The sequence below is a fragment of the Arthrobacter bambusae genome (assembly GCF_030812595.1).
Classification (GTDB): domain Bacteria; phylum Actinomycetota; class Actinomycetes; order Actinomycetales; family Micrococcaceae; genus Arthrobacter; species Arthrobacter bambusae_B.
In genome coordinates this window covers 257,639-280,664 of sequence record NZ_JAUSSZ010000001.1, presented here as the reverse complement: position 1 = coordinate 280,664, position 23,026 = coordinate 257,639, and the positions used below count along the sequence as shown (strand labels likewise).

The window sequence follows — 23,026 nt, the reverse complement described above, 5'->3', positions numbered from 1 at the left end:
GCGCTGGGATGCTGATCCAAACCGGAGCAGCATCCCAGCCGCCGGTGCCCTCGAAGCAGGGAACAAGGGCCTGGCGGGGGCAACCTGGGAACCCGGACCCACAATTCGTTGCGGCGGTACTGGACAAATACGCCACCCGCCACCACGGCCTTGCCCCGATTGTCATCGTCGCGGACCAACTCGCAGACCCGCTGGTCGACAGCCTCTGCCTGGACACCCCGGTATACGGAAATGTTGAGACCTTCATTAACAAGGTTGAGACCTTCACTAACAAGGACGTCCTCGCCTGTGCCGACAGCCACCTCAAGGTCATCAATGACCCCCGCTACCGGACCATCGCCGGGTACTCGCACGGGGGCCAATGGCGCGATCTCCTTCGCGGCCAAATACCCGCAGCTCTGGGGCAACGTCCTGGACATTTCCGGGGAAGAATATCCTGGCCCCGCACACCCCGATGCCACCCTCCGTGAGATCTTCGGAGGAAACCAGGCCGCCTACGACGCGCAAAAACCCATCAACGTCCTCCACATACACCACTACCCTGACACCGCGGCCATCTTTACCTCCTCCAACGCCGGCCACGTGGTCGGAGCCCTTAACGGAGGCCTCCGCGAAGGCTTCGGCATCCTCTACCCCCGGCTCGGTCTCACCGAGGCCTCACTCGCCACCAAAAATGAACAGTTTCAGTCGCGCCGGACGCAATCAAGAAGGTCGCGCCGGCGCTTCCGTCGATGCCAGGTGCCGAGTCCGAGCGGGGGATTGCGACGCCGTCGGACAGCGCTTCCCTTCTCGTTCGGAATCGTCACTCGTTCCCTGCGTTCTCCAGCAGCGCCCCATACACCTCGTCGGTGACGGGCTCGAGCCACTCATTGCTGACGTTCTTGCCTGGGGTGATGAAGGCGAGGTGGGAGAACCACGAGTCTGACTTCGCCCCATGCCAATGTTTAGTCCCGGCGGGCACACGGATCACCGTTCCCGGCTCCATGCTGACCGGGGCCTCGCCCTCGGCCTGGTACCAGCCGCTGCCCGCAGTGCACATCAGGATCTGGTCGCCTCCACCGTCAGCGCCGTGGTGGATGTGCCAGTTGTTGCGGCAGCCCGGCTCAAAGGAGACGTTGCTGACCTGAACGCTGCCTGAGGCGAGCGGAGCCAAATAGCTCTGGCCGATGAAGTACTGCGCGTAGGCGTCGTTCGGCGCTCCGAGCGGGAAAATCTGATCGAATTCGCTGTCCGTCATTGTGTTTTACCTCCAGCTGCAGTCAGCGGTTGACGTAGGTCATGTGTTCGGCGTTGTAGCGGTCTCCGCTCACCCCGATGCGCTGGGCAAGGCTGTCGAGGTCGGCGCGCTCGTCCGCGGAGAGGGCGAGCTGGGTGGCCCCTGCGTTCTCCCGGATACGCTCGGTGCGCCGGGTTCCGGGGATCGGCACGATCCACGGTTGCTGCGCGAGCAACCAGGCCAAGGCGACCTGACCCGGCGTCGAACCCTTCGCGCTGGCGAGTCCCTTCACGTGGTCGACGAGCTTCTGGTTCGCCGCAAGGTTCTCCGCCGCGAACCGCGGGACACGGTTGCGGATGTCTCCTTCGGTGAATGCGGTGGATGCGTCGACGGTGCCGGTAAGGAAGCCCTTGCCGAGCGGGCTGAACGGGACAAACCCGATTCCGAGCTCCGCCAGCGTCGGCAGCACCTCCGCCTCGGGATCGCGTGTCCAGAGCGAATACTCGCTCTGGACCGCGGTGACCGGGTGTGCGGCGTGTGCGCGGCGGATCGTGTCTGCCGAGGCCTCGGAGAGACCGAAATGCTTCACCTTGCCCTCGGCGATGAGCTCGCCGACGGTGCCGGCGACGTCCTCGATCGGAACGCCGGGGTCGACGCGATGCTGATAGAACAAATCGATCGCCTCGGTGCGGAGCCGCTTCAGCGACGCCTCGGCGACGCGGCGGATCTGCTCGGGCCGGCTGTTCAGGCCCATCATCCTGCCATCCTGGATGTCCCAGCCGAACTTGGTGGCAATCACCACCTGGTCGCGGATCGGCTCGAGCGCCTCGCCGACAAGTTCCTCGTTGACGTACGGGCCGTAGACCTCTGCCGTGTCGAAGAACGTCACGCCCTCGTCGACGGCGGAGCGCAGCACGTCGATCATCTCGCCCCTGCTGCCAGGGTTGGGGCCGTAGCTCTGGGACATGCCCATTGCGCCGAGCCCTATCGCGGAGACCTTCAGGCCCTGGCCAAGTGTTCTGATGTGCATGATCAATCCTTCGTAGTAGTGGTCTCGTCAAATAAAGCTCGCGACGGCGGAGCGGTCACGGTGGCGGCGAGGCTCGCCAGTAGCTGCAGCCGCTGCTCGCTCGGCGAACCGGGCTCGGCGGTGTAAATCAGGAACGAAAGTCCCGGCTCGGCGGTCAGCTCCAGTCCCTCGTAGCTGAGGGTGATCCCGCCGACCTCGCGGTGGTGGAAGTTCTTCGTGCCCGAGCCATGGCGGCGGACGTTGTGCGCGCCCCACCGCGTGCGGAACGCATCGCTGAGGGTGGAGAGCTCTCCGACGAGGTCGTGGAGCTGCTTGTCCCGGGGATCATGGCCCGCTTCCGTGCGCAGGATCGCCACGGTGACATCAGCCGCCGCCTCCCAGTCCGGGTAGAACGTCTTGGCCCGCTCGTCGAGGAAACAGTACCGGGCGAGGTTCCCCTGCCCGGGACCGTCGAAGACTTCGTCGTAGAAGGCGCGACCCAGGGCATTGGTGGCCAAGATGTCCATCCGCCCGTTGCGTACGAACGCCGGGCCGTTCACGATGACCTCCAGCGCACGGATCAGGCTCTCCCTGGCCACCCAAGTCTTCGGCTTGGGCCGGCGCACGGGCTGCGCTCCCCCGTTCGCGGCCCGCGCGAGGTCAAAAAGGTGCTCGCGTTCGGCGTCGTCGAGCTGCAATGCCCGGGAAATTGACTCCAATACCGAATCGGAGACTCCAACAAGGTTGCCTCTTTCGATCTTGGCATAATACTCCGGGCTCACGTCCGCGAGCATCGCGACCTCGCTTCTCCGTAAGCCCTCCACGCGACGGTGCCCGGAGACCACTAGCCCGGCCCGCTCTGGGCTGATATTCGCCCGACGCGACATGAGGAACTGGCGTGCTTCGTCCCTGGTGTTCATGTAGACAACGTTATTTCGGCCACCGCGTCGGAGGGAGTCCCTACTGGTACACCCTTCGCATATTCTGGGATCAGCCGCGCCCGGATCCTGAAGGAAGCCATGCCCGAGTCCTCACGTCCCTTACAGAAGCTTGGATTCCTCACTATCGGCCTGTTCGATCCGGCGGATCCCGCCGTGGGCCACGAATCCACTTTGCAGATCATCGAACTTGGCGAACGGCTTGGATTCGACAGCGCGTGGCTACGCCACCGTCACCTGCAGTTCGGAATCTCCTCCCCCATCGCAATGATGGCCGCCGCCAGCCAGCGCACCTCACGGATCGAGCTTGGAACCGCGGTAACCCCGCTCGGCTGGGAAAACCCCTTGCGCTTGGCCGAGGACCTGGCCACCGTAGATCTGCTCGCCAAGGGACGCATCAATCCGGGCCTCAGCGTGGGTGAACCAATGCACTACGACACAGTGAAGCACGAGTTGTACCCGGACTCCTCCGAGTTGGAGGATTTCAGCTACGGCCGCCTGAATCGATTTGCCCGCCTGATCGCAGGGGAAAAGGTGCGGGACTTTTCCGGCAAGCAAGGTGTGGTCGAGGAATTCTCCAACCGCGTCGAGCCGCACTCCGCCGGACTCCGGGACCGCCTTTGGTACGGGGCGGCCAGCAGGAATTCAGCCGTCTGGGCCGGGGCAAACGGTTTCAATCTGCTTTCCAGCAGCGTGGTCTTTCCCGAAGCGGATCAGCAGCCGGACTTTGCCCGCATTCAGCAATCGCAGATTCGCGCCTTCCGTGAAGCCGCTGAAACGTCCGCCCCGGCCTATGGATCTGCCCGGGTGTCGCAGGGCCTGGTGGTGATCCCGACCGATTCGGCGTCGCCGGGTCAGCGGCAGAAATACCAGCGGTACGTCGATGAACGCACTCCCCGTACACGGGCGCCTCAAGGGCCAAAGGGCATGTTGTTTGCCCCGGATCTCATCGGCACCAGCGACGAAATCGCCGAGCAGCTGTACGCACACGCAGGATTTCAGGAAGTCGACGAAGTTGCGTTCGCACTGCCCTTCAGCTTCGACCAAGAGGATTACATCCAGATCCTCACCGACATCGCCGGCAAGCTCGGTCCCGCCCTGGGATGGACTCCGGCTGAAGTCCGGCGCGACCCGCGGTAGGCGTCTAAGACCGGGCGAATTCCCGGTTAGCCCCGACGGGCGACATCTCGGCTCAGAATGCGTGGCCAGGTCGCGACATCTTCCGGAGTGTAGGCAACCGTCAGCGTTGCCTGCGGGAGCAGGGCGGCAAGGGATTCCGCGGTTGACAGCGGATGGCCGGGATCATCGATCCACGCCAGGATCGTTGTCGGCACCTCGATTCGCGCGATGGCCTCGGGAGCAGGCAGATCGCTGAGGGCCGCGCCTCGGAACAACGACGGCAAGAGGGCGTCGGCGACGTCGGGCACCGTCTCCGGCGCACCGACGGTGGCGGGCGGCGGCGTTGCCTGGCGGGCGCTGGCGAGGAATGCCTCAACCCCGGCAGATTCGATCAGCTCCGCGGCAAACCGGTAGTTTCCAGCCTGTGCAGCCCGGGTTTCCCATGCTGTGGGCGGCACCATGAGCGTGAGCCCGGTAAAACGGTCCGGCTCGCGGGAAGCGGCATGCAAAAGTGTGCCTGCACCCATCGAGGGACCGGCCCCGTGGACACGTTCACCTGGGAACCAGTGGTCGAGCAGTCGCAGGAGGTCCTCGGAAAGGTTTTGCCATTGATAGTCTTCGGGGACTTTCCGCCCCGTCGACCGGCCATGGCCTCGTGCGTCGTACCGGAGCAGCCGGGTTCCACTAAGCCCTCGACCGAGGTCGAGGTTGAGCACCCGATCGCGCGCCCGGCTCGAGGTAAGGCCATGCAGCTGGACAACCGGGTGCCCGCCTTCGTCACTCAAAGCAACCGCAAGCTCGGCTCCGGGAACCTCGAAAGTGGGCATCAAGCTCCTCGTTTCGTGACTGACCGCGTTATCTCGAGGGGCGGCGTCGAGCATTCAGGCTATCCGGGACGATACGATACTGCCATGCGGCTGACCAACGTCACGCACCTGCGCCTACCGTTCGGACGACTTTGGGGCTACGACGTCAGTGTGTCTGCGCCCAAGCGACGCCTTCCAGTGTCCTTTGACCAACGGCTGCATGTGGGGGCGGGCGAACGTCCCGGCTCCTGGATGGCATTGTCTTTCCGGCTGCCTGCACCAACCCGTCGTGACTCAATTGCCGATGCCTGGCTGGCCGTCATCGCACGCCACGGCACCCTGCGATCAGCATTTGTGCGCGGCGCGGACGGTGAGCCCGAGCTTCACGAAATCGAGATCGGTCCGGGAACATGGGTTGAGCATCAGATCTCGCCCGGCCAGGCCGTCAATGACGCGGTGCGGGACATTCTCGACAGCGCATGTTCGCCCTACGCACAGCCCTCCCACCGGCTGTGCCTATTGGAGACCGCTGCCGGACTCACCCTCGTGATCGCGGCCGACCACGCCCACGTCGATATGTGGTCCATGCTCGTGATCGCGCGCGACCTGCTGTCGGCGCTCGGTGCCCGCAAGGCGGACCACGAACCGTTGCCCCGGCCTGTGCCGGCATTCGAAGAACACACGCAAGCCCTGCTGGACCGCAATGCCGCGCCGGAGCACGTCCGTCAACGCTGGAAAGACATCATCGGTGACAGCGGCGGCGTCATGCCGCAGTTCCCGCTGCCCCTGGGCGCGCCCGCTCCGCAGCGCGAGCGCGTAGAAGTGCGCGATGTATTCGATCTTGACGACGGGGCCGCGTTTGCCGCGCAGGCCCGCGACGACGGCGTCTCCACGCTCGCGCTCGCTGTTGCTGCAATGACTGCCGTGACACGCGAGTTGGCTGGAACCCCGTTGCGGGCAGTCTTTCCCGTGCACAGCCGCTTCGAGGACAAATGGCATGACTCAGTCGGCTGGTTCATCACCAATTCGGTACTTGAGTCGGCGATCGCCGAACCGCGCGCCGCAGCGGCTGCGGTAAAAGAAGCCGTGCAGCTTGGCTCGTGGCCGCTCGCCGACGTCCTGGGTCCATGGGGCGGCATGCCCGTGGCTCCCGGCATGTTCGCGATCTCATGGCTTGACCTGCGCAGGCTGCCGGTGCGGATCGATTCCGTCGGACTCGACGCGCAATATGTGAGCGCGGCAATCGACACCGACGGCGTGATGCTCTGGTTCATTCTGGACGAGTCCGGTCTTCACTTGAGATGCCGTTATCCCGACACCCTTGAGGCTAGGGCCAACGTCGGCGGATGGCTCGATCTGCTGGTCGCCCGCCTGCAGGCAGATGCCCGGTCCTCGGTTCGAGGACTGCTGCGGGTTGCGGGCCGGACGTTCAGGCTGGAACGGGCGAGTCGCGATGACGTTGAAGCCATCGCCGGGCTCCTGTCCGATGACCAATTCGGTCCCGATCGTGAGTGCGTCGAGCTCGAACGATACGAGGCGGCCTATGACGTAGTTGTTCGCGACAAGTCCAACTATCTGGGGGTTGTCCGCAATGGTGCCGACCGCATCGTTGCCACGATGCAGTTGACCATCATTCCGGGCCTTTCCCGGGGTGGTTCTTCACGACTGCAGATCGAGGGACTGCGGGTTGCGGCCACGGAACGTTCACGTGGCCTGGGCACCGCGATGCTTGAGTGGGCACACGATTTCGGGCGTGCGCGCGGGGCGCGACTGGCACAGGTGACCACCGATGAAACACGGGAACGGGCCCGGGCCTTCTACACCCGACTTGGATACCAGACAGCCCATGTCGGGCTGAAACGGAGCATTTAACGGCTCAACCGGCGGTTCGCCCACGAATTGACCGGGCTCCTTCGATGCGCCTAGATTGGCGAGCAAGATAGCTCATCAATTCGCTTCAGGGTGGAGCGACCGCTCAGCAGACAAGCGAGGACACCGGTGAAGCAGCCCCATATCTCTGACGGCGGAGTTGCGAGCGACTCCCTGCGGACGCTGACGATCGACCAGCTGCTACTTGAGAGCCGCGCCGGGCTTGAGCGTATTCACCCGGCGGGTCTAGAGCGTGAGATGTCAGCCGGCGCCCTTGTTGTTGACACCCGACCGGCCGAACAGCGAAAACGGGACGGTGATCTTCCAGGAGCAGTCGTCATCGACCGGAACGTTCTCGAGTGGCGCCTCGATCCTTCCAGTCCCCACCGCCTCCCGTTCGCCGGCGATCCCGCTCGGCGGATCGTGATCGTCTGCAATGAGGGCTACAGCTCCAGCCTCGCTGCGCACACCCTGCAACGGCTGGGACTGACCGGGGCAACGGACCTCATCGGCGGGTTCCAAGCCTGGACAGCGCTGCGCATGGAGTCTGAATAGAGGGCAGGTCATTCGCGATCGGCACGGGGTCCTCGGTGAGGGGTTCCCCGTTGTGCGCGACTAACCAGTTCCTGGTTTAGGCAGTGATCAGGGGCACCACTCATCGATCCTCCCGCGCCTGAAGCTCCAGTCACAATGAGCGACATACGCCAACTGCTCCCAGGGCCCGGTGTTCTCCTGATCAGGGATTCCCTGCCAGTACGCCCATCAGCCGGGACTCCCTCAGGAGCGGCGGATCATGGTCCGATTGATGACGAAAGTTGAGCTGCAACCAGAGAGAAATTCATGGCATCGGATACTTCCGTCATCCCTCACCCCCGGGCCCAAGACCCGAGCGGCGACGAGCACCGCTCCGCGCACTGGGCCGGGGTTTTTGCCCTGTCGTTCGGCGCCTTCGCGCTCGTCGCCTCCGAATTCATGCCAGTGAGCCTTCTCACGCCAATGGCGGCCGACCTCAACGTCTCCGAAGGTATGGTCGGGCAAGGCATTGCGATCTCAGGGCTGTTCGCCGTACTGACGAGCTTGTCGATCTCCACACTGGCCGCCGGCATGAACCGCAAGACGCTGCTGATCGGCCTCACGGCGCTGATGGGAGTGTCAGGCGCTCTTATCGCCCTCGCCCCGGGCTACCTGCCTTTCATGATCGGCCGGGCGTTCATCGGAGTGGTCATCGGCGGCTTCTGGTCTATGTCGGCTGCCAGCGCCATGCGCCTCGTGCCGGCCAGCCGCGTACCCCGCGCGCTGGCGATCGTCAACGGCGGCAACGCCCTCGCCACCGTACTGGCAGCACCCTTGGGCAGCTACCTCGGTTCCCTGATCGGATGGCGGGGCGCGTTCTTCTGCCTGGTACCGGTGTCCGCCCTCTGCCTGGTCTGGTTGGGGATCAGCCTGCCTTCCTTGCCGGTCACCCGGCGGTCGACGACGGCCCGCGACCTCTTCACGATCTTCACCGCCCTGCGTAACCGCTCCGTTGCTTGGGGCATGGCAGCCTGTGGCACCTTCTTCATGGGCCAATTCATCCTGTTCACCTATATCCGGCCGTTCCTTGAGACCGTGACCCATCTCAACGTCACCGCGGTTTCCCTCGTCCTGCTCGTGCTCGGAGTGACTGGATTCCTCGGCACCGTGCTGATCGGCCGATTCCTCGGACCGGGCCTGTACCGGACCTTGACTATCATCCCCGCCCTCATGGCCCTCATCGCCGTCTCCCTCATCCCCTTTGGCGCCTGGTTCGCCGCCGCCGTCGGCCTACTGGGCCTGTGGGGACTGCTGGGGACCTCGGCGCCCGTCGGCTGGTGGAGCTGGGTGGCCGAAGCCATGCCCCACAACGCCGAACAAGGCGGCGGCCTGATGGTCGCGGTCGTCCAAACTTGCATTGCCCTCGGTTCGACCCTGGGCGGCCTTCTGTTCGATTCCCTCGGCTACCAATCCACATTCCTGGCCAGCACCGCCGTGCTACTGCTGGCTTCCCTCTTGGCAGCCGTAACCACTCGGGTCACCCCTCGAGGAACGAGCCGGTAGGCCAGCCCGCAGAAGGATCGCATGAGAGGTGTACCCACAGGGAATCCCTGATCTGCGCCGCCGGACGTACCGTTGACTGCATGGACAACAAAGCCGAGGTCCGCGAGTACCTCATGTCACGAAGGGCGAAGCTCTCCCCCGAGCTCGCCGGAATCCCCGCCGGACCGAACCGGCGCGTGAGCGGGTTGCGCCGTTCCGAGGTCGCCATGCTCGCCGGGGTCAGCGTCGAGTACTACTCCAAACTAGAACGCGGCGCGATTGCCGGCGCGTCCGCATCGGTCCTCGACGCAATCTCCAGCGCCCTGCAACTCGACGACACCGAACGGGCCCACCTCCTCGATCTCGCCCGCGCAGCGGACGGAATCCCGACCTCCGGCCGTCCCCGCCGTCGCACCACCATCAACCCGGCGACACGCCCCAGCCTTCAGTGGACCCTGAACGCCATCACCGACGGCATCGCGTTCGTCCGCAACGCCCACCAGGACCTGCTGGCAACAAATGAGCTCGGCCGCGCCTTCTACTCCCCAGTCATCGGCGATGGCGGACGCACCCCCAACCTCGCCCGCTTCCAGTTCCTCGACCCCGCGTCACGCGATTTCTATCCCGACTGGGAGCTCTTCGCCGAAATGTGCGTCGGCGTCATGCGCGCCGAAGCCGGACGCGACCCCCACGACAAAAACCTCCAAGACCTCGTCGGCGAACTCTCCACCCGAAGCGAAGTGTTCCGGCGTCTCTGGGGAGCACACGACGTTCGCACCCACGGGACAGGAACCAAACGCTTCAACCACCCGATCGTCGGCGAAGTAACGTTCGCCTACGAAGAACTCGCCATCACCGCCGAACCCGGCCACGTGCTCCTTGTCTACACAGCAGAACCCGGATCACCCTCCGCCGAGCGGCTCCGCCTTCTCGCTTCCTGGGAAGCCTCACACAGCCCGGCAGCCCTGAGAAACGACTGACCAGACACTGTGGCCCCGTCCACCCGGCAACGCTTCTGGTGCTGCGACGCCGTAATGACGGGGCCTGCAAACCGACGGGTAGTGGTTTCCACAACGGATTCAGTGCCTCCGGCAAACCAGGAGCCAAGCAGCAGAACCAGGTCAACACCCAACGATGCAGTCGGTTGCCGCGGCGCTTGCCACCAACTTCGCGACCTCCCGCGCGGTCGCGGACAGGGTCAGCGCAGCTGAAAGCTGCTGCGCCCAGCTCGAGGGTCTTGCCGTTTCTTTAGACATCGGCCACATCAACCTGGACGAGGCCGTGAAGTTATACGAGCAGTACACGGGTCGGGTTTCCTTCGTGGACGGCACGGAAAACCGACCTCAGTGAACAAACGCGGTTAGAAAGCCAGTTCCTCCGCCGTTGCCTCGACGGCCTCGGTGGGCGTCGGGGCGTGGCCGCGCAGCGGTACGTGGCGGATGAACAGGGCCAAGAGGAAGCCGACCGCAGCGACAAGAGCCGCCCAGAAGAAGACGCTCTGGATGCCGCTCGTCACGGCCGTTTTGAACAAGTCCTGGATTGCCGCAGGCATTGAGTGCAGGGCTGCGGGCGTGATCTGACCGCTCTGGTGGACGCTGCCGGAGCCGCCAGCCTTGCCCATGGTGTCAACCAGGCGGTTAGCGTAGATCGAGCCGAGGACCGAGATCCCGAGGGACCCGCCCATATTCCTGGCGAAGGTGCTCGTGCCAGTGGCCGCGCCGATATCCCTGATGTTCACACTGTTCTGTGCGATCAGGTTGGTGGTCTGCATCATGCAGCCCATGCCCGCACCGAGGATCGCCATGTAGACACCCGACTGCCAAGCCGGCGTATCCAAGCCCATGGTCGAGAAGAGGAAGAGGCCAAAAGCCATGAGTGCGGACCCGATGATCGGGAGCGATTTGTAGTGTCCCGTCCGGGTGATGATGAGACCGCCGCTGAGCGAGACGATCATGGCCGCGATCATCATCGGCATCAGCAGGAGTCCGCTGCTCGTGGCGGACTGGCCCTGAACGTACTGCTGGAACTGAGGCAGGAAGGTGATGCCACCGAACATGGCGAACCCGACAATGAAGCCGAGCGCGTTGGCGAGGGAGAAGTTGCTGCTGCTGAACAGGCGAAGCGGGATGACCGGTTCGGCGGCCTTGTTTTCGATGACCAGGAAGACGACAAGTCCGAGGGCGGCCGTCACGCCGAGGCCGATGATCTGCGGGGAGTTCCAATCGTACTGGCTGCCACCCCAGCTGAGCATGAGCACGAGCGCGGTGATCCAGACACTCAGAACCGCCGAGCCCCACCAGTCGATCCGTACCTTGGCTGTCCGCTCCTGGCGGGGAAGTTTGAGGGTGAACCAGCAGACGACCAGGGAAAGAATGCCCAAGGGGAGGTTGACGTAGAACGCCCAGCGCCACGATGCGTTATCGGTGATGAACCCACCCAGCAGAGGCCCGCCGATCATAGCCAGCGGCATGACGGCCATCATGATTCCCTGGTACTTGCCGCGCTCCCGGGGCGGCACCATCAGCCCGATCGCGGCCATGATGCCGACCATGAGGCCGCCCGCACCCAGGCCTTGGAAGGCACGGAAGCCGATGAGTTCGGCCATGTCCTGGCTCATGCCGCAGAGAGCGGACCCCAGCAGGAAGACCGCGATCGAGATCATGAACGTGCGCCGGTGCCCGAAGATGTCGCCAAGCTTGCCCCAGATCGGCGTCGCGACTGTCGAGGCGAGGACATATCCGGTGGTGACCCACGCGAGGTGGTCCATTCCGCCCAGGTCGCCGACGATGGTCGGAAGCGCGGGGGCAACGATCATGTTGTCCAGCTGCGCGAGCAACATGGCAATAATCAACCCACTCATCGCGGTGACGATCTGGCGTGGTGTGAGCCGGGTGGACAAGGGATCCTGGTCAGCTTTCATGCGGGGCATCCTTAGGAAGTATTTCTTTGCGGTTCACTTACCGCTCGGTTAGTATGGTACTTACCGGCCGGTTAGTTAGCAAGATGGCCGCGCGAGAAGGAAAAACGGCTCCGATGACACATAAAAGCGACGCTCCTGTTTCACCCGTAGGCGGGACCCGAGAAAACATTCAGGCGGTTGCTTTGCGCCTGTTTTCCGAACACGGCTACGAGTCGACGTCGATGCGACAGATAGCGGAGGAGCTCGGCTTCACGAAGGCGGCCCTTTACTACCACTTCAAGAGCAAGGAAGACATCCTGCGTGCCCTGATGGAGACCATGCGAGGGCAGATCACTGATCTCGTCGACTGGGCACGGACGCAGGAGCCCGGCCCTGAGCTGAGGAGGACCGTCATTGCCCGGTGGACCGAGATCGTGCATGCCCAAGGGCTGCGCATGTTCCGTTTCCTCGGCTCCAACTACCGGCTGGTCCGCGAACTCAAATCCGAGGAAGGACAGCGTGAGGGGATGGCGTCCGCCGTCGTCGAACTCTTCTCGATCCTCACCCCTCCCGGCGCGAGCGTAGAGGACCAACTGCGGGTCCGCTTCGCGTTGCTGACCATCAACATGCTCGGCATCGCCGCTCGCGACCTCGACGCCGATGAGGAGGACATCCTCGACGCCGCGGCCAGAATTTCAACAGGCCTGCTCCCTCCTGGATTCTGAGGAAGACAAGGGCGCAGGACTTCGTGCTCAAGCGGCTGGCTCGATGAGCTCCGGGCCGTTGTTCCGCACGGAATTGACCTTGTCGCTCACCACCCGGGGCACAAGATGGGGCTCTGGCATGGAGTCCAGCAGGGCGCGGACATCTGCCTCGGAGGTCGTTTCAGGGTCGAGCCAGTCCGTGAACATCTCCGGCGGAACGATCAGCGGTGTGCGGTCATGGATGTGGCCGAGCGCGTCCGAGGCCGCGGTCGTGATGATCGTGGCCGTCCGCAACCACTTGTCAGGGTGTCCCTCGGGCAATGCCGGGTCCGGCCAGTTCTCGAACAACGCCGCAAACGCCAGGATCCGGTCATCGGCATCATGCAGGTACGTCGGGATCTTCCCGCCACCGGGCTTCTTCTCCCACTCGTAGTAACCATCGCCGGCAAGCAACCCTCGCCTGGCCGAGGCCGCCTTCCGGAAGGACGGCTTCCCGGTGACAGTCTCCATCCGCGCGTTGATCAGCCGAGCACCACCTTTCGGGTCTTTCGCCCACGACGGCACCAAACCCCAGCGGGCGGAGACCAACCTCCTCGTCACCGGCTCGCGGTCGCCCGAACTGCGGTCCAGGATCAACGGCACGGTGTCAGTGGGAGCCACATTGTAGGAAGGCTTCAGCTCCTCGACGTAGGACTCTCTGACGTCGAAGGCGGCCATCAAGTCCGCAGTCGATTTCGAAACAACGTAGCGTCCGCACATCACTTCATCATGCCGCAGCATCCCAATGCTGTCAGGAGACAGCGTCCGTGAATGCTTGCCGACCGGTGCTGCCGGGTGGACCCTTGAACCGTGGAAGCATCAGATCCTTTATCTCCCGGCCGGGCAAAGAGGAAGCAGTGCATCTATTGCGGCCGGTTTATGGGCGGCAGCAAACGTAAGGATGCTGTGTACTGTTCGGCCACGTGCCGGGACCAGGTGTACCGCCACCGACGTCGCACCGCCGCCGCGAACCTTGCTGAGTTGGAACGGCTTCTCTCCCTGGGAGAGGATGGTGCGCCGCGGTGCGCCGAATGCGGCCGGATATTCCCGCCGGACGTGCGCCGGGTCTCGCGGTCCGATCGTCGCTATTGCTCGGGCGCTTGCCGGACACGCGCATGGAGAGCACGCGAAGCGTCGCCACAAGCCGTCACGGATCCGACGGTTGTGACAACTCGCGTCGACGGCTAATCCGGTCTCCAAGGGATCCCCCCAAGCAGACCGCGCACTCGGATGCGCCGTCTCCTGAGCCATTGGGGGAACCTCAGGAGACGGCGACTCTCCAAAGTATCGGCAGGTCAGAGCCCGCTCTCGACTTTCGGCAGTATCTTTACGAAATCTTTACGGCAAGTGCGGGCCGGGCAGGTTGCGCCGCCGCTAGCTTGACGGTCACTCAGCGGGATTGGGGCACGCTTTCAATCGGCCGGACCTTGGACGGCAAACCGAAATACTCTCCCCTGAAGAAGAGCAGCGGTTCTCCATCCGGCCGAGCGCCGAGGGACCGGACCGATGCGACGACAATGGTGTGGTCCCCACCGGCGTGCTCTTGATGGAGCTCGCAGTCGATCCAGGCCAGGGCGTCAGCGAGTATGGGATTGCCTAGTGGAGACGGCGTGTGGGCGACGCCGGCAAATTTCTCTGCACCAGACCGTGCGAACTGGGCGGCGACGTGGCGGTGTTCGGTGGGGAGGATATTGACGGTAAATCGTCCTGCCTTACGTAGCAGGGGCCACGTGGTGGAGGTCCGTGAAGGACTAAAGGTCACCAAGGCAGGTTCCAGTGACAGCGAGGAGAACGACTGGCAAGTGAAGCCTGCCAAACCGTTCTCGGTTTGAGCGGTAATGACGGTCAGGCCTGTGGCGAAGTGCCCAAGAATCGAGCGAAGCCTGCGGGGGCTTATGTCCAAGTGTGTCGTCATGGGGTGTCCTTTGCGTTATGGGTCGAGAGGATCATTTGCCGCGGGCTGTTGTGCCCGGGCTCAGCGGTAGGAAGATCGGGGACGGGGGCCATCATCCGGTCGTGGCCGGAGGCGCTTGGTGAAGGCCAGTGCACCGATGGTGTCCGGGTCGGCTTCCAGACCCAGCAGAACTATGGCTGCTAGTGCCGCCGCCGGGCCGGGATTGAACGGACGATTGGACATGGCTACCCCTCGAAAATGACTCGGATTCTGTGCTGGTGTGAGCAACTATCCGGACTTGTTCCGGACGGGTCAAAGCCCGGTGAAATCACCGGAAATCCGGAGATACACGCGTACACGAAACGTCATCGGCAGTCGCGTCACACGGCCGTCACCGGATGGAGTGTTACCTCGCGTTGCCCACAGTGACGCACCGCGACACTTTCCCTCCGCATGTCGATTTCCATCGCTTAGCCTGCAATAACACCCACAGCAGGAGGAGGAGAGGGCCTTGTCTAATGCCACGCGCGACACGACTCACCAGTTGGTAATAGACGCGCCCGCGGGGCTCGTCTTCACCCTGCTTCGCTCCAGCTCACATTGGCCGGACCTCGAAGGACTCACGGTCTACGCCGAGCAAATCAGCGGTGACGACCTGGCACACGAAACCCGGATCTCCGTCGCTGCCCACGGCGGCATCACCTCCACCAACTTCCAGCGCGTCATAGACCCTGAAAGACGCCGAATCCACTTCAAGCACTCCAGCCCGGATGCGCCAACCCTGAGGACCGCAGGAAGTTGGCAGGTTGACGACGCCACCCAACGTCCAAGCACCGGCCCGGCATCCTCCGTGGTAACCCTGAACCACGAGTACCAAGTCGAAGACAGCTCCGCAGAGGTCCAGGCCTGGATTCTCGAGACAATCGATGAATACGCCCAGCGGGAGCTTGAAGCGCTTCGGCGGAGCTGCGAACGCCTCGCGTCGCTAATGAAAGAACATGCCGGGGCCGACGAGCCCCGCATGAATCCCGCCGCCATCGAAATCGTCGCCCAGCCAGACAGTGATCCGGACACAGCCACAGCCACGTAATTCCGTGCCCTCCGGCACCCAGGGCAAGCCTCCGATCAGTCGAAGACGGCCCGCACCTGCGTCATCGTTAAGTTCTGGTTCGACGGTTTCAAGCTGTCTTTGGTTTAGGTAGAAGTCGATTTTTGCGGATATCGCCCGAAGGTACTCCTGCTGCTCGGCCAGGTTGGCCTCCACCGCTGCGCGGTGCGCCGCCAGCAGCCGAAGGTTACTCTCCCTGGTGCTCGTTCCCCCTCGGACCATGACGGCCGTGACACTGTCCCCAGTGAGGTCACGGATCTTGGTCGCAACGAAATTCCGGGCCCAGTCCGATGTCTGGATCCGGAAGTCAGGACCTGCGCCCTCAAGAGTAGACAGCACCAACTCTGCTACCTCCTCCGGGGACTGCGCACTCGTGCTGGCGAACTGCACCGTTGTTCGGCTGATGTATGCGGACAAGGCCGGGGAATAGACTCCTGCCCCGGCGATCATGGCGGTCGGATCAACGCCGGCGTTTGCCGTAAACCCGCTGGAGACTCCATCGCTGCCCGAAAGTCACCAGGGTCAGCGACTCAACAGTTCCGACCGCAGCCCTGCCAGCATTGTTCACCACAGCGTCCAGCCGCCCGTGCCGATCCGCAACATGGGCAACTTCGCGGAGAACAGCGGCCTCGTCGGTGACATCGAGGGCCCTGAGAGATACCGCCACACCCGCCTCATGCGCTGCCGCTTGGAGGGCTCCTGACCGTGAAAGATCCCGCATAGTAGCGATCGTGGTCCACCCAGCGCGCGCCGCGGATATAGCTTCCTGGAGCCAGGTCCGGAAATTCTAAGCCTACGTACCGTTGCGCAAGCGCAAAGGTTCCCGATAGATTGAAGATCTACTGGGACCAGGTTCGGCGATCGGCTGACAGGCCGGGGTGCGGACGAAATTGCTTGCACGCCAAGGAGTCATCTTATGGACCGAACCGGGCGCATCGTCGTCATCACTGGAGCCAGCGGTGGAATCGGGCGGGCATCAGCCATTGCTTTCGCCCGCCAAGGAGACGTGGTTGCACTGCTTGCCCGCGGCGAGGCAGGATTGGCCGGAGCCGCGCGGGAAGTCGAAGCTGCAGGCGGAAAGGCTTGGACGCTGGGCGTCGATGTCGCGGACGCAGAGGCTGTGGGAGCAGCCGCGGAGCGAATCGAGAGTGAACTCGGACCGATCGACATCTGGGTCAACGTAGCCTTCACCTCGGTCTTCTCCCCGTTCTCCGAGATGCGGCCCGACGAGTTCAAGCGTGTGACCGAGGTCAGTTACCTCGGCTATGTGTACGGAACAATGGCGGCTTTAAAGCACATGCGCACTCGTAACCGCGGTGTCATCGTCCATGTCGGCTCAGCCCTCGCCTACCGCGGCATCCCGCTGCAAAGCGCCTACTGCGGCTCCAAACACGCAATCCAGGGCTTCAATGAGTCGCTGCGATGCGAGCTCCTGCACGACGCCAGCGGCATCCACACCACAATGGTCCAAATGCCCGCGGTCAACACGCCACAGTTTTCTTGGGTGCTCTCCAAGCTCCCCCGTCAAGCGCAACCCGTGCCCCCGATCTACCAGCCCGAAGTCGCCGCCAAGGCCGTGGTCTATGCGGCGGACCATCCGAAGCGGCGCGAGTACTGGGTGGGCGGCAGCACCATGGGAACCCTCATCGCGAACGCCCTGGTGCCGGGCCTGCTCGACCGGTACTTGGCTAAGTCGGGCTTCAAATCCCAGCAGACCCCGGATCCGAAAAAGCCTGATCAGCCCGCCAATCTCTGGGAGCCCGCAGACGCGGACAGGGACTTCGGGACGCACGGCATCTTCGATTCCCGATCCTCGACACGGAGCATGCAACTTTGGGCTTCCCAGCATCATGGCGCGGTGAGCGCCACGGTGGCAGGCTTCTTCGCGGCGGCGATTACCGGCGTCATCCTCTCCCGAGGCGCACAACGGTGAGCATCCCAGCGGTGGAAATCGCCAGGTTCGCATGGGGTACGTGCGAACTTTTGATGCCGGACGCACTGCTCCACCGTTTGGTAGGCGCGGCTCCCGACCGCCGCGCCAGGCTTGCCGTCCGGGTTCTCGGTGCGCGGGATCTGGTACAAGCATTCTTGATGCTTCGAACGCCTATATCGGGGCGCGCCAGCGGTGGCGTGGATCTGCTCCACGCCGGCAGCATGGTGGTCCTCGCCACGGTGGACCGCCGACGCCGGACTACCGCACTAGCGAGCGCGGCCGTCGCCTTTGCCTTCGCCGCCGCCGAGTTCGCAGCTGAAGAGCTCAGCTGCGGAGGTCGACCGTGAACCGCCCGTCCTCGGTCCCTTCGCCGCCGTCGGCCGCGGCGAACGCACCCATGCCGATGGCGACGGCGTTCCGCAGCTCTTCGGGCACTCGATCCATGACTTCGGCGACGGCTGCCCGCCGGTGTTCCAGGACTGTGCTGACCAAGGACTTCCCTTTCGGCGTCAAGGAAAGTGCGACGTATCGCCGGTCCCCCGGTGCCTCGTGCCGCACGACCAGTCCGGCCCTCACCAAACGGTCGCACGTGCGGGTGGCGTTGGACGGGTGCACACCCAATTCGGCTGCGACGGCACCGGCATTCTGCGCCCCGCGCGTCGCTATCATGACGAGCACGCGCAGCTGGGGGCTGGTCACCGTGGCTTCAACCTCGGCGACAGACTGTGCCACGACGCGGAGCAAGACATTGGCTGCCCGCAGGACGGCATCGATCCGGGTATCCGCGTCAACTCGTTCAGCTCTCTCCACGCACCAAGTATCACCCCGCTATTTGCGAACCCGCAATATTTGGCCGACCGCACATATTTTGAGGAGGAACGAGCCGTGAAAAACCCGCCAGAGGGCGAAGTGATCCACCTCGTCGACCGTATGGTGCGCAACGTGAAGACGGGCCGGTTCGAACGGTCGCTCTCCGGGCTCACCGCTGCCGGAGCGCTAGTCACGGCGGCCGAAATCTATTTCGAGCACGACAAAGCCAGCTTCGGGAACAAATGGATGTGGGTTCCCGTGGCGCTCGGTCCGGTCGGGGCGGCGGCCGGAATCGCGGGCATCTTCAGCCGCCGGATGGCCAAAACGGCCCTACCGATCGCGAGCGCGGCGATCGTCGCCAACGGCCTGCAGGGAACGTACCTCCACGCCCGCGGCATCGCCCAGAAGCCCGGCGGCTTCTCCAACCTGCGCTACAACATCGAGATGGGACCGCCGCTGCTCGCCCCGCTGCTGGTGACTTTCGTCGGGGGCATGGGGCTGCTGGCTTCCGTGCTGAGGCGGGAACGATGAGCATGCTCCCTTTGGACAAGGACGACGGCGGCGCACGGTTTCCGGGGTTCAGTAGCCTTGCGCAATCAGGCCATTGGGATCAGGCCACGGCTGGAGTCGTCCTCGGCCGGATCGCGCTGCCGGCGGACATTCGCTTCTTCACTCCGACGGAGGAGGCAACGGCCAGGGCGCTCCTCGACCAGTTGCTTGATCAGCATGGGGAGCCCCGCGTGCCGGTGGTGAACATGGTTGACGCACGCCTGGCCGACAACCAGACGGACGGCTGGCGCTACGACGATCTTCCGGAAGACGGCGAGGCCTGGCGGAAAACGCTCTCTGCCCTTGATCACGCAGCAGAGGAGCAGTTCTTCCAGCCCTTTGCCGATTGCCCCGAACACCAACAAGCGGTGGTCCTTCAAGCCGTCCAGGACCTGGGCGACCAGCCGTGGCAAGGCATGCGGGCCAGCCGGGTGTGGGGGCTTTGGACCCGCTACGCGTGCACGGCCTTCTACTCGCATCCCTGGGCGTGGGACGAGATCGGCTTCGCGGGACCGGCTTATCCGCGCGGGTACAAGAACCTTGGACTGAACCGGCGGGAGCCTTTCGAAGTGGCAGACGCGATCCCGCAGGAGGACCCGGTCAAAGCGGACCGGCCGGCACAAGACCAGGACCGGCCGTGAACCGCGTCCGGCAGCGCAACGAGTCCGCCTGGCTCCTGCCGCCCGGCCCCGGCAGCAACAACGACCTCCGCAAGCACATGCGTAGGTTCGAGGACCAGGACGAGGTGGACATCGTCGTCGTCGGCTGCGGTGCGGGCGGTTCGACTGTGCTGCAGCGGCTGGCCCGCGCGGGGTGGCGAGTGGTCGGACTGGAGGCGGGTCCGTTCTGGGATCCGGAGCAGGATTGGGTGAGCGACGAGGCCGGTTCGCATCACCTGTATTGGACCGAGCCGCGGGTGATTGCCGGCGAGGACCCTGTGCCGCTTGGTTCGAACAACTCGGGCCGCGGCGTCGGCGGCTCCATGGTTCACTACGCGGGATACACGCCACGCTTCCATCCGAGTGACTTCCACACGTTCACGGCGGACGGCGTGGGCGCGGACTGGCCGCTGGACTACGCGGATCTGAAGCCCTTCTACGAAGACATCGAAGCGGAACTCCCCGTGGCCGGCGAAGCTTGGCCGTGGGGCGATCCGCACAAGTATCCGCACCGGCCGCACCCGGTTTCGGGCAACGGCGAGCTCTTCCTCCGGGGCGCCCGTGCCTGCGGCGTCACGGCCAAAGTCGGTCCGGTGGCGATCGCCAACGGCCGCTTCGGGAACAGGCCGCATTGCATCTATCGGGGGTTCTGCCTTCAGGGCTGCAAGGTGAACGCGAAGGCCTCTCCCCTGATCACGCATATTCCGGATGCGCTCGCCCACGGCGCCGAAATCCGCGCCGATTCGATGGTGACGCGCATCGGCTTCGACGAACGGACGGGCAAAGCCACGGGCGTGCATTACGTCCAGGGCGGGCGCGAACGGTACCAGCGTGCGCGGAACGTCGCGATCGCCGGTTACTCGATCGAAACCCCGCGGCTGTTGCTGAATTCCACGTCGGACCGCTTCCCGGAGGGCATGTGCAACGACTTCGACCAAGTGGGCCGCTACCTCATGGTCCAAGGCGCCCCGCAAACTGCCGGGCGTTTCGACGACGAAGTCCGCATGTGGAAGGCCCCGCCGCCGGAAGTCAGCACCGAGGACTTCTACGAAACGGATCCATCCAAACCGTATAAGCGCGGATTCTCGATCCAGACCGTCTCGCCGTTGCCCATCACCTGGGCTGAGCACGTCGCCGCGCAAGGGCATTGGGGGGCGGACCTCCGCCGGTACATGAGCGACTACGTGCACTGGGCCTGCCTCGGCGCGCTGTGCGAATTCCTGCCGCTCGAAGGGAACCGCGTCACGTTGGCCGAGGAAAAGGACCGGTACGACCTGCCGGTTGCGCGGTTCAGCTACAGCCAATGCGACAACGATCGCTCGTTGATGGAAGCAGCCCAGTCGGTCATGGAGAGGATCCTGAAGGCTGCCGGTGCGGACGAGGTCATCACCATCAAGCGGTACGCGCACCTCGTGGGCGGCGCCCGGATGGCTGCAGACGAAGAGCACGGCGTCGTTGACCAGGACTGCCGAAGCTTCGCCGTGCCGAACCTGTTAATCACCGACGGCAGCGTCCTGCCTACCCAAGGCAGCGCGAACCCGGCGCTGACGATCATGGCGGTCGCGGCCCGCGCCGCCCAAAAACTCGCGGAAACACCAAGGACTGGAAGGAATGATTGATCATGGCATCACAGACAGTTGCTGATTACTTGTTGGCCCGTCTGCGCGAATGGGACGTGGACAAGGTGTTCGCTTTCCCCGGGGACGGCATCAACGGGATCCTCGCAGCCTTCGGAAAGGCCGGAAATGAGCCGAAATTCATCCAGGCGCGGCACGAGGAAATGTGTGCCTTCGAAGCCGTCGGCTACGCGAAGTTCTCCGGCAAGGCCGGGGTCTGCATGGCCACTTCGGGCCCGGGCGCCATCCACCTCCTCAACGGTTTGTACGACGCGAAGCTGGACCATGTCCCGGTGGTGGCGATCGTCGGGCAGACGGCCCGCAGCGCGATGGGCGGCGCGTACCAGCAGGAAGTCGACCTCCTGAGCCTGTTCAAGGACGTGGCTTCCGAGTACGTCCAGATGGTCACCGTTCCCGAGCAGCTGCCCAATGTCCTGGACCGCGCGATCCGGATCTCGTTCGCCAAGCGGGCTCCGACGGCCATCATCATCCCGGCCGACGTGCAGGAACTCGAGTACACCCCGCCGTCGCACGCCTTTAAGATGGTGCCCTCGAGCCTTGGCATCCGGTGGCCGGATATCCAGCCCGACGACGACGCGATCCGCGGCGCCGCTGAATTGCTCAACGCGGGCAGCAAAGTGGCGATCCTGATCGGCCACGGCGCGCGCGAAGCGGCTCCGGAGGTCCGGGAGGTCGCCGAACTGCTGGGCGCGGGCGTCGCGAAGGCGCTGCTCGGCAAGGACTCGCTGCCGGACGACCTGCCGTATGTCACCGGCTCAATCGGCCTGCTCGGCACGCGGCCCAGCTACGAAATGATGCGCGATTGCGACACCCTCCTGACCGTCGGCTCCAGCTTCCCGTACACGCAGTTCATGCCCGAACCGGGGCAAGCGCGCGGCGTGCAAATCGACGTCGATCCCGGCATGATCGGCCTGCGGTACCCGTACGAATTCAACATCGTCGCCGATTCCGCGACCGCGCTGCGTGCCCTGATTCCGCACCTGAAGCGCAAAGAGGACCGCACTTGGCGCGACGACATCGAAACCAAGGTGGCGCGCTGGTGGGAGAACATGCGCGCCGAAGCGATGGTCGAGGCGAAGCCGATCAACCCGATGCGGTTGTTCTCCGAGCTCTCGGATAGGCTGCCCCAGGACGCGATCCTGACGGCGGATTCCGGGTCGGCTGCCAACTGGTACGCCCGTCAATTGAAGTTCCACGGCGACGTCCGGGGCTCGCTATCCGGGAACCTCGCGACCATGGGACCGGCCGTGCCCTATGCGATCGGCGCGAAGTTCGCCCACCCGGGACGGCCCGTGATCGCTTTCGCCGGCGACGGTGCGATGCAAATGAACGGCATGGCCGAGCTCATCACCATCCAGCGCTACTGGCACGAATGGGCTGACCCGAGGCTCGTCGTCGCGATACTGCACAACGACGACCTCAACCAGGTCACCTGGGAAATGCGCGCGATGGGCGGCGTACCGGCCTTCCGGGAGTCGCAAACACTGCCCGACGTCGATTACGCCGCTTTCGCATCCAGCTTGGGCCTGCAGGGCATCAGTGTGACGGACCCGGCCGATCTCGGTGCCGCGTGGGAGAAGGCCATCGCAGCCGGCAGGCCGACGGTCCTCGACGTGCGCACCGATCCCGATGTTCCGCCGATCCCGCCCCACGCGACGTTCGAGCAAGCACTCAATAGCGCGAAGTCGGTGCTGAAGGGCGATGACCGTGCTTGGGGCTTCGTGAAGGAAGGCGTCAAGGTCAAGGCCCAGGAATTCCTGCCGCACGGAAAGGAGTAGCTTG

25 protein-coding genes are annotated in these 23,026 nt (G+C 64.3%); 15 read left to right on the top strand and 10 right to left on the bottom strand.

All coding sequences use genetic code 11. The annotated features are described in order from the left end of the window. Nucleotides 1-8: 8 nt before the first annotated feature. Nucleotides 9-470, top strand: a complete 462-nt coding sequence (locus tag J2S96_RS01335) for a hypothetical protein (RefSeq protein ID WP_306859131.1) — start codon at nt 9-11, stop codon at nt 468-470. A 332-nt stretch (nt 471-802) separates the two neighbouring features. Here J2S96_RS01335 and J2S96_RS01330 read toward each other — a convergent pair whose 3' ends face one another. From J2S96_RS01330 to J2S96_RS01320, 3 genes are read right to left on the bottom strand one after another with little or no spacing between them, the layout of a single operon-like run. Next, nucleotides 803-1,237: a cupin domain-containing protein gene (locus J2S96_RS01330; RefSeq protein WP_306859129.1), complete on the bottom strand. Its 435-nt coding sequence runs from the start codon at nt 1,235-1,237 to the stop codon at nt 803-805. A gap of 22 nt (nt 1,238-1,259) precedes the next feature. Then, nucleotides 1,260-2,246 (bottom strand): aldo/keto reductase, encoded by a 987-nt coding sequence (locus J2S96_RS01325; protein WP_306859127.1) that lies wholly within the window; start codon nt 2,244-2,246, stop codon nt 1,260-1,262. 2 nt (nt 2,247-2,248) lie between these two features. Next, nucleotides 2,249-3,145, bottom strand: coding sequence for a helix-turn-helix transcriptional regulator (locus J2S96_RS01320; RefSeq protein ID WP_306859124.1), 897 nt, complete (start codon nt 3,143-3,145; stop codon nt 2,249-2,251). Between the two features lie 99 nt (nt 3,146-3,244). Here J2S96_RS01320 and J2S96_RS01315 point away from each other — a divergent pair, with 99 nt between their 5' ends. Next, a complete protein-coding gene (locus J2S96_RS01315) occupies nt 3,245-4,303 on the top strand; it encodes an LLM class flavin-dependent oxidoreductase (RefSeq protein ID WP_306859123.1) in 1,059 nt (352 codons plus the stop codon). Nucleotides 4,304-4,329: 26 nt separating this feature from the next. Here J2S96_RS01315 and J2S96_RS01310 read toward each other — a convergent pair whose 3' ends face one another. Then, a complete protein-coding gene (locus J2S96_RS01310; protein WP_306859120.1) occupies nt 4,330-5,109 on the bottom strand; it encodes an alpha/beta fold hydrolase in 780 nt (259 codons plus the stop codon). 84 nt (nt 5,110-5,193) lie between these two features. Here J2S96_RS01310 and J2S96_RS01305 point away from each other — a divergent pair, with 84 nt between their 5' ends. The 5 genes from J2S96_RS01305 (at nt 5,194) to J2S96_RS01285 (ending at nt 10,362) form a co-directional block, all read left to right on the top strand. After that, nucleotides 5,194-6,960, top strand: coding sequence for a GNAT family N-acetyltransferase (locus tag J2S96_RS01305; RefSeq protein WP_306859118.1), 1,767 nt, complete (start codon nt 5,194-5,196; stop codon nt 6,958-6,960). Nucleotides 6,961-7,086: 126 nt separating this feature from the next. Continuing rightward, nucleotides 7,087-7,512 (top strand): rhodanese-like domain-containing protein, encoded by a 426-nt coding sequence (locus tag J2S96_RS01300; RefSeq protein ID WP_306859116.1) that lies wholly within the window; start codon nt 7,087-7,089, stop codon nt 7,510-7,512. Between the two features lie 285 nt (nt 7,513-7,797). Next, complete coding sequence (locus J2S96_RS01295) at nt 7,798-9,033, top strand: MFS transporter (RefSeq protein ID WP_306859115.1); 1,236 nt, start codon at nt 7,798-7,800, stop codon at nt 9,031-9,033. Between the two features lie 80 nt (nt 9,034-9,113). After that, nucleotides 9,114-9,992, top strand: coding sequence for a helix-turn-helix transcriptional regulator (locus J2S96_RS01290; protein WP_306859113.1), 879 nt, complete (start codon nt 9,114-9,116; stop codon nt 9,990-9,992). Between the two features lie 154 nt (nt 9,993-10,146). Further along, nucleotides 10,147-10,362, top strand: a complete 216-nt coding sequence (locus J2S96_RS01285) for a hypothetical protein (RefSeq protein ID WP_306859111.1) — start codon at nt 10,147-10,149, stop codon at nt 10,360-10,362. Between the two features lie 10 nt (nt 10,363-10,372). On the opposite strand, the gene J2S96_RS01280 is transcribed toward J2S96_RS01285, so the two are convergent. Beyond that, nucleotides 10,373-11,932 (bottom strand): MDR family MFS transporter, encoded by a 1,560-nt coding sequence (locus J2S96_RS01280; protein ID WP_306859109.1) that lies wholly within the window; start codon nt 11,930-11,932, stop codon nt 10,373-10,375. A gap of 182 nt (nt 11,933-12,114) precedes the next feature. Between J2S96_RS01280 and J2S96_RS01275 the strand changes: the two genes are divergently transcribed. After that, nucleotides 12,115-12,636, top strand: a complete 522-nt coding sequence (locus tag J2S96_RS01275) for a TetR/AcrR family transcriptional regulator (protein ID WP_306859107.1) — start codon at nt 12,115-12,117, stop codon at nt 12,634-12,636. A 27-nt stretch (nt 12,637-12,663) separates the two neighbouring features. Here the strand turns inward: J2S96_RS01275 and J2S96_RS01270 are convergent, their stop codons facing one another. The 3 genes from J2S96_RS01270 to J2S96_RS01260 all read right to left on the bottom strand — a co-directional run bounded on the left by J2S96_RS01270 (nt 12,664) and on the right by J2S96_RS01260 (nt 14,791). Then, complete coding sequence (locus J2S96_RS01270) at nt 12,664-13,374, bottom strand: SOS response-associated peptidase (protein ID WP_306859105.1); 711 nt, start codon at nt 13,372-13,374, stop codon at nt 12,664-12,666. Nucleotides 13,375-14,044: 670 nt separating this feature from the next. Beyond that, entirely contained in the window at nt 14,045-14,569 is a 525-nt protein-coding gene (locus J2S96_RS01265; protein ID WP_306859103.1) for a flavin reductase family protein, read from the bottom strand. Between the two features lie 60 nt (nt 14,570-14,629). Further along, nucleotides 14,630-14,791: a hypothetical protein gene (locus J2S96_RS01260; RefSeq protein WP_306859101.1), complete on the bottom strand. Its 162-nt coding sequence runs from the start codon at nt 14,789-14,791 to the stop codon at nt 14,630-14,632. 268 nt (nt 14,792-15,059) lie between these two features. Between J2S96_RS01260 and J2S96_RS01255 the strand changes: the two genes are divergently transcribed. Continuing rightward, nucleotides 15,060-15,638, top strand: a complete 579-nt coding sequence (locus J2S96_RS01255) for a hypothetical protein (protein WP_306859099.1) — start codon at nt 15,060-15,062, stop codon at nt 15,636-15,638. A gap of 478 nt (nt 15,639-16,116) precedes the next feature. On the opposite strand, the gene J2S96_RS01250 is transcribed toward J2S96_RS01255, so the two are convergent. Continuing rightward, nucleotides 16,117-16,377 carry an SDR family NAD(P)-dependent oxidoreductase gene (locus J2S96_RS01250; RefSeq protein WP_306859097.1) on the bottom strand — a complete coding sequence of 87 codons (261 nt, stop codon included), beginning with the start codon at nt 16,375-16,377 and terminating at the stop codon, nt 16,117-16,119. Nucleotides 16,378-16,572: 195 nt separating this feature from the next. Here J2S96_RS01250 and J2S96_RS01245 point away from each other — a divergent pair, with 195 nt between their 5' ends. Together J2S96_RS01245 and J2S96_RS01240 are read left to right on the top strand one after the other, a co-directional pair. Then, nucleotides 16,573-17,589 (top strand): SDR family oxidoreductase, encoded by a 1,017-nt coding sequence (locus J2S96_RS01245; protein WP_306859094.1) that lies wholly within the window; start codon nt 16,573-16,575, stop codon nt 17,587-17,589. Next, complete coding sequence (locus J2S96_RS01240; RefSeq protein ID WP_306859092.1) at nt 17,586-17,936, top strand: hypothetical protein; 351 nt, start codon at nt 17,586-17,588, stop codon at nt 17,934-17,936. The genes J2S96_RS01245 and J2S96_RS01240 overlap by 4 nt, the downstream gene beginning before the upstream one ends. On the opposite strand, the gene J2S96_RS01235 is transcribed toward J2S96_RS01240, so the two are convergent. Next, nucleotides 17,914-18,399 carry a MarR family winged helix-turn-helix transcriptional regulator gene (locus tag J2S96_RS01235; protein ID WP_306859090.1) on the bottom strand — a complete coding sequence of 162 codons (486 nt, stop codon included), beginning with the start codon at nt 18,397-18,399 and terminating at the stop codon, nt 17,914-17,916. The two genes, J2S96_RS01240 and J2S96_RS01235, sit on opposite strands and share 23 nt — an antisense overlap. A 75-nt stretch (nt 18,400-18,474) precedes the next feature. Here J2S96_RS01235 and J2S96_RS01230 point away from each other — a divergent pair, with 75 nt between their 5' ends. Genes J2S96_RS01230 through J2S96_RS01215 form a run of 4 tightly spaced genes read left to right on the top strand, consistent with a single transcriptional unit; the run spans nt 18,475 to nt 23,022 of the window. Next, on the top strand, nt 18,475-18,930 hold the full coding sequence (locus J2S96_RS01230) for a hypothetical protein (RefSeq protein WP_306859089.1): 456 nt from the start codon (nt 18,475-18,477) through the stop codon (nt 18,928-18,930). Then, nucleotides 18,927-19,589: a gluconate 2-dehydrogenase subunit 3 family protein gene (locus tag J2S96_RS01225; RefSeq protein WP_306859087.1), complete on the top strand. Its 663-nt coding sequence runs from the start codon at nt 18,927-18,929 to the stop codon at nt 19,587-19,589. The genes J2S96_RS01230 and J2S96_RS01225 overlap by 4 nt, the downstream gene beginning before the upstream one ends. Next, the gene (locus J2S96_RS01220; RefSeq protein WP_306859085.1) at nt 19,586-21,226 is read left to right on the top strand and encodes a GMC family oxidoreductase; all 1,641 of its coding nucleotides are present in this window, start codon (nt 19,586-19,588) and stop codon (nt 21,224-21,226) included. The genes J2S96_RS01225 and J2S96_RS01220 overlap by 4 nt, the downstream gene beginning before the upstream one ends. Nucleotides 21,227-21,228: 2 nt before the next feature. Further along, the gene (locus J2S96_RS01215; RefSeq protein ID WP_306859083.1) at nt 21,229-23,022 is read left to right on the top strand and encodes a thiamine pyrophosphate-requiring protein; all 1,794 of its coding nucleotides are present in this window, start codon (nt 21,229-21,231) and stop codon (nt 23,020-23,022) included. The last annotated feature ends 4 nt before the right edge of the window (nt 23,023-23,026 follow it).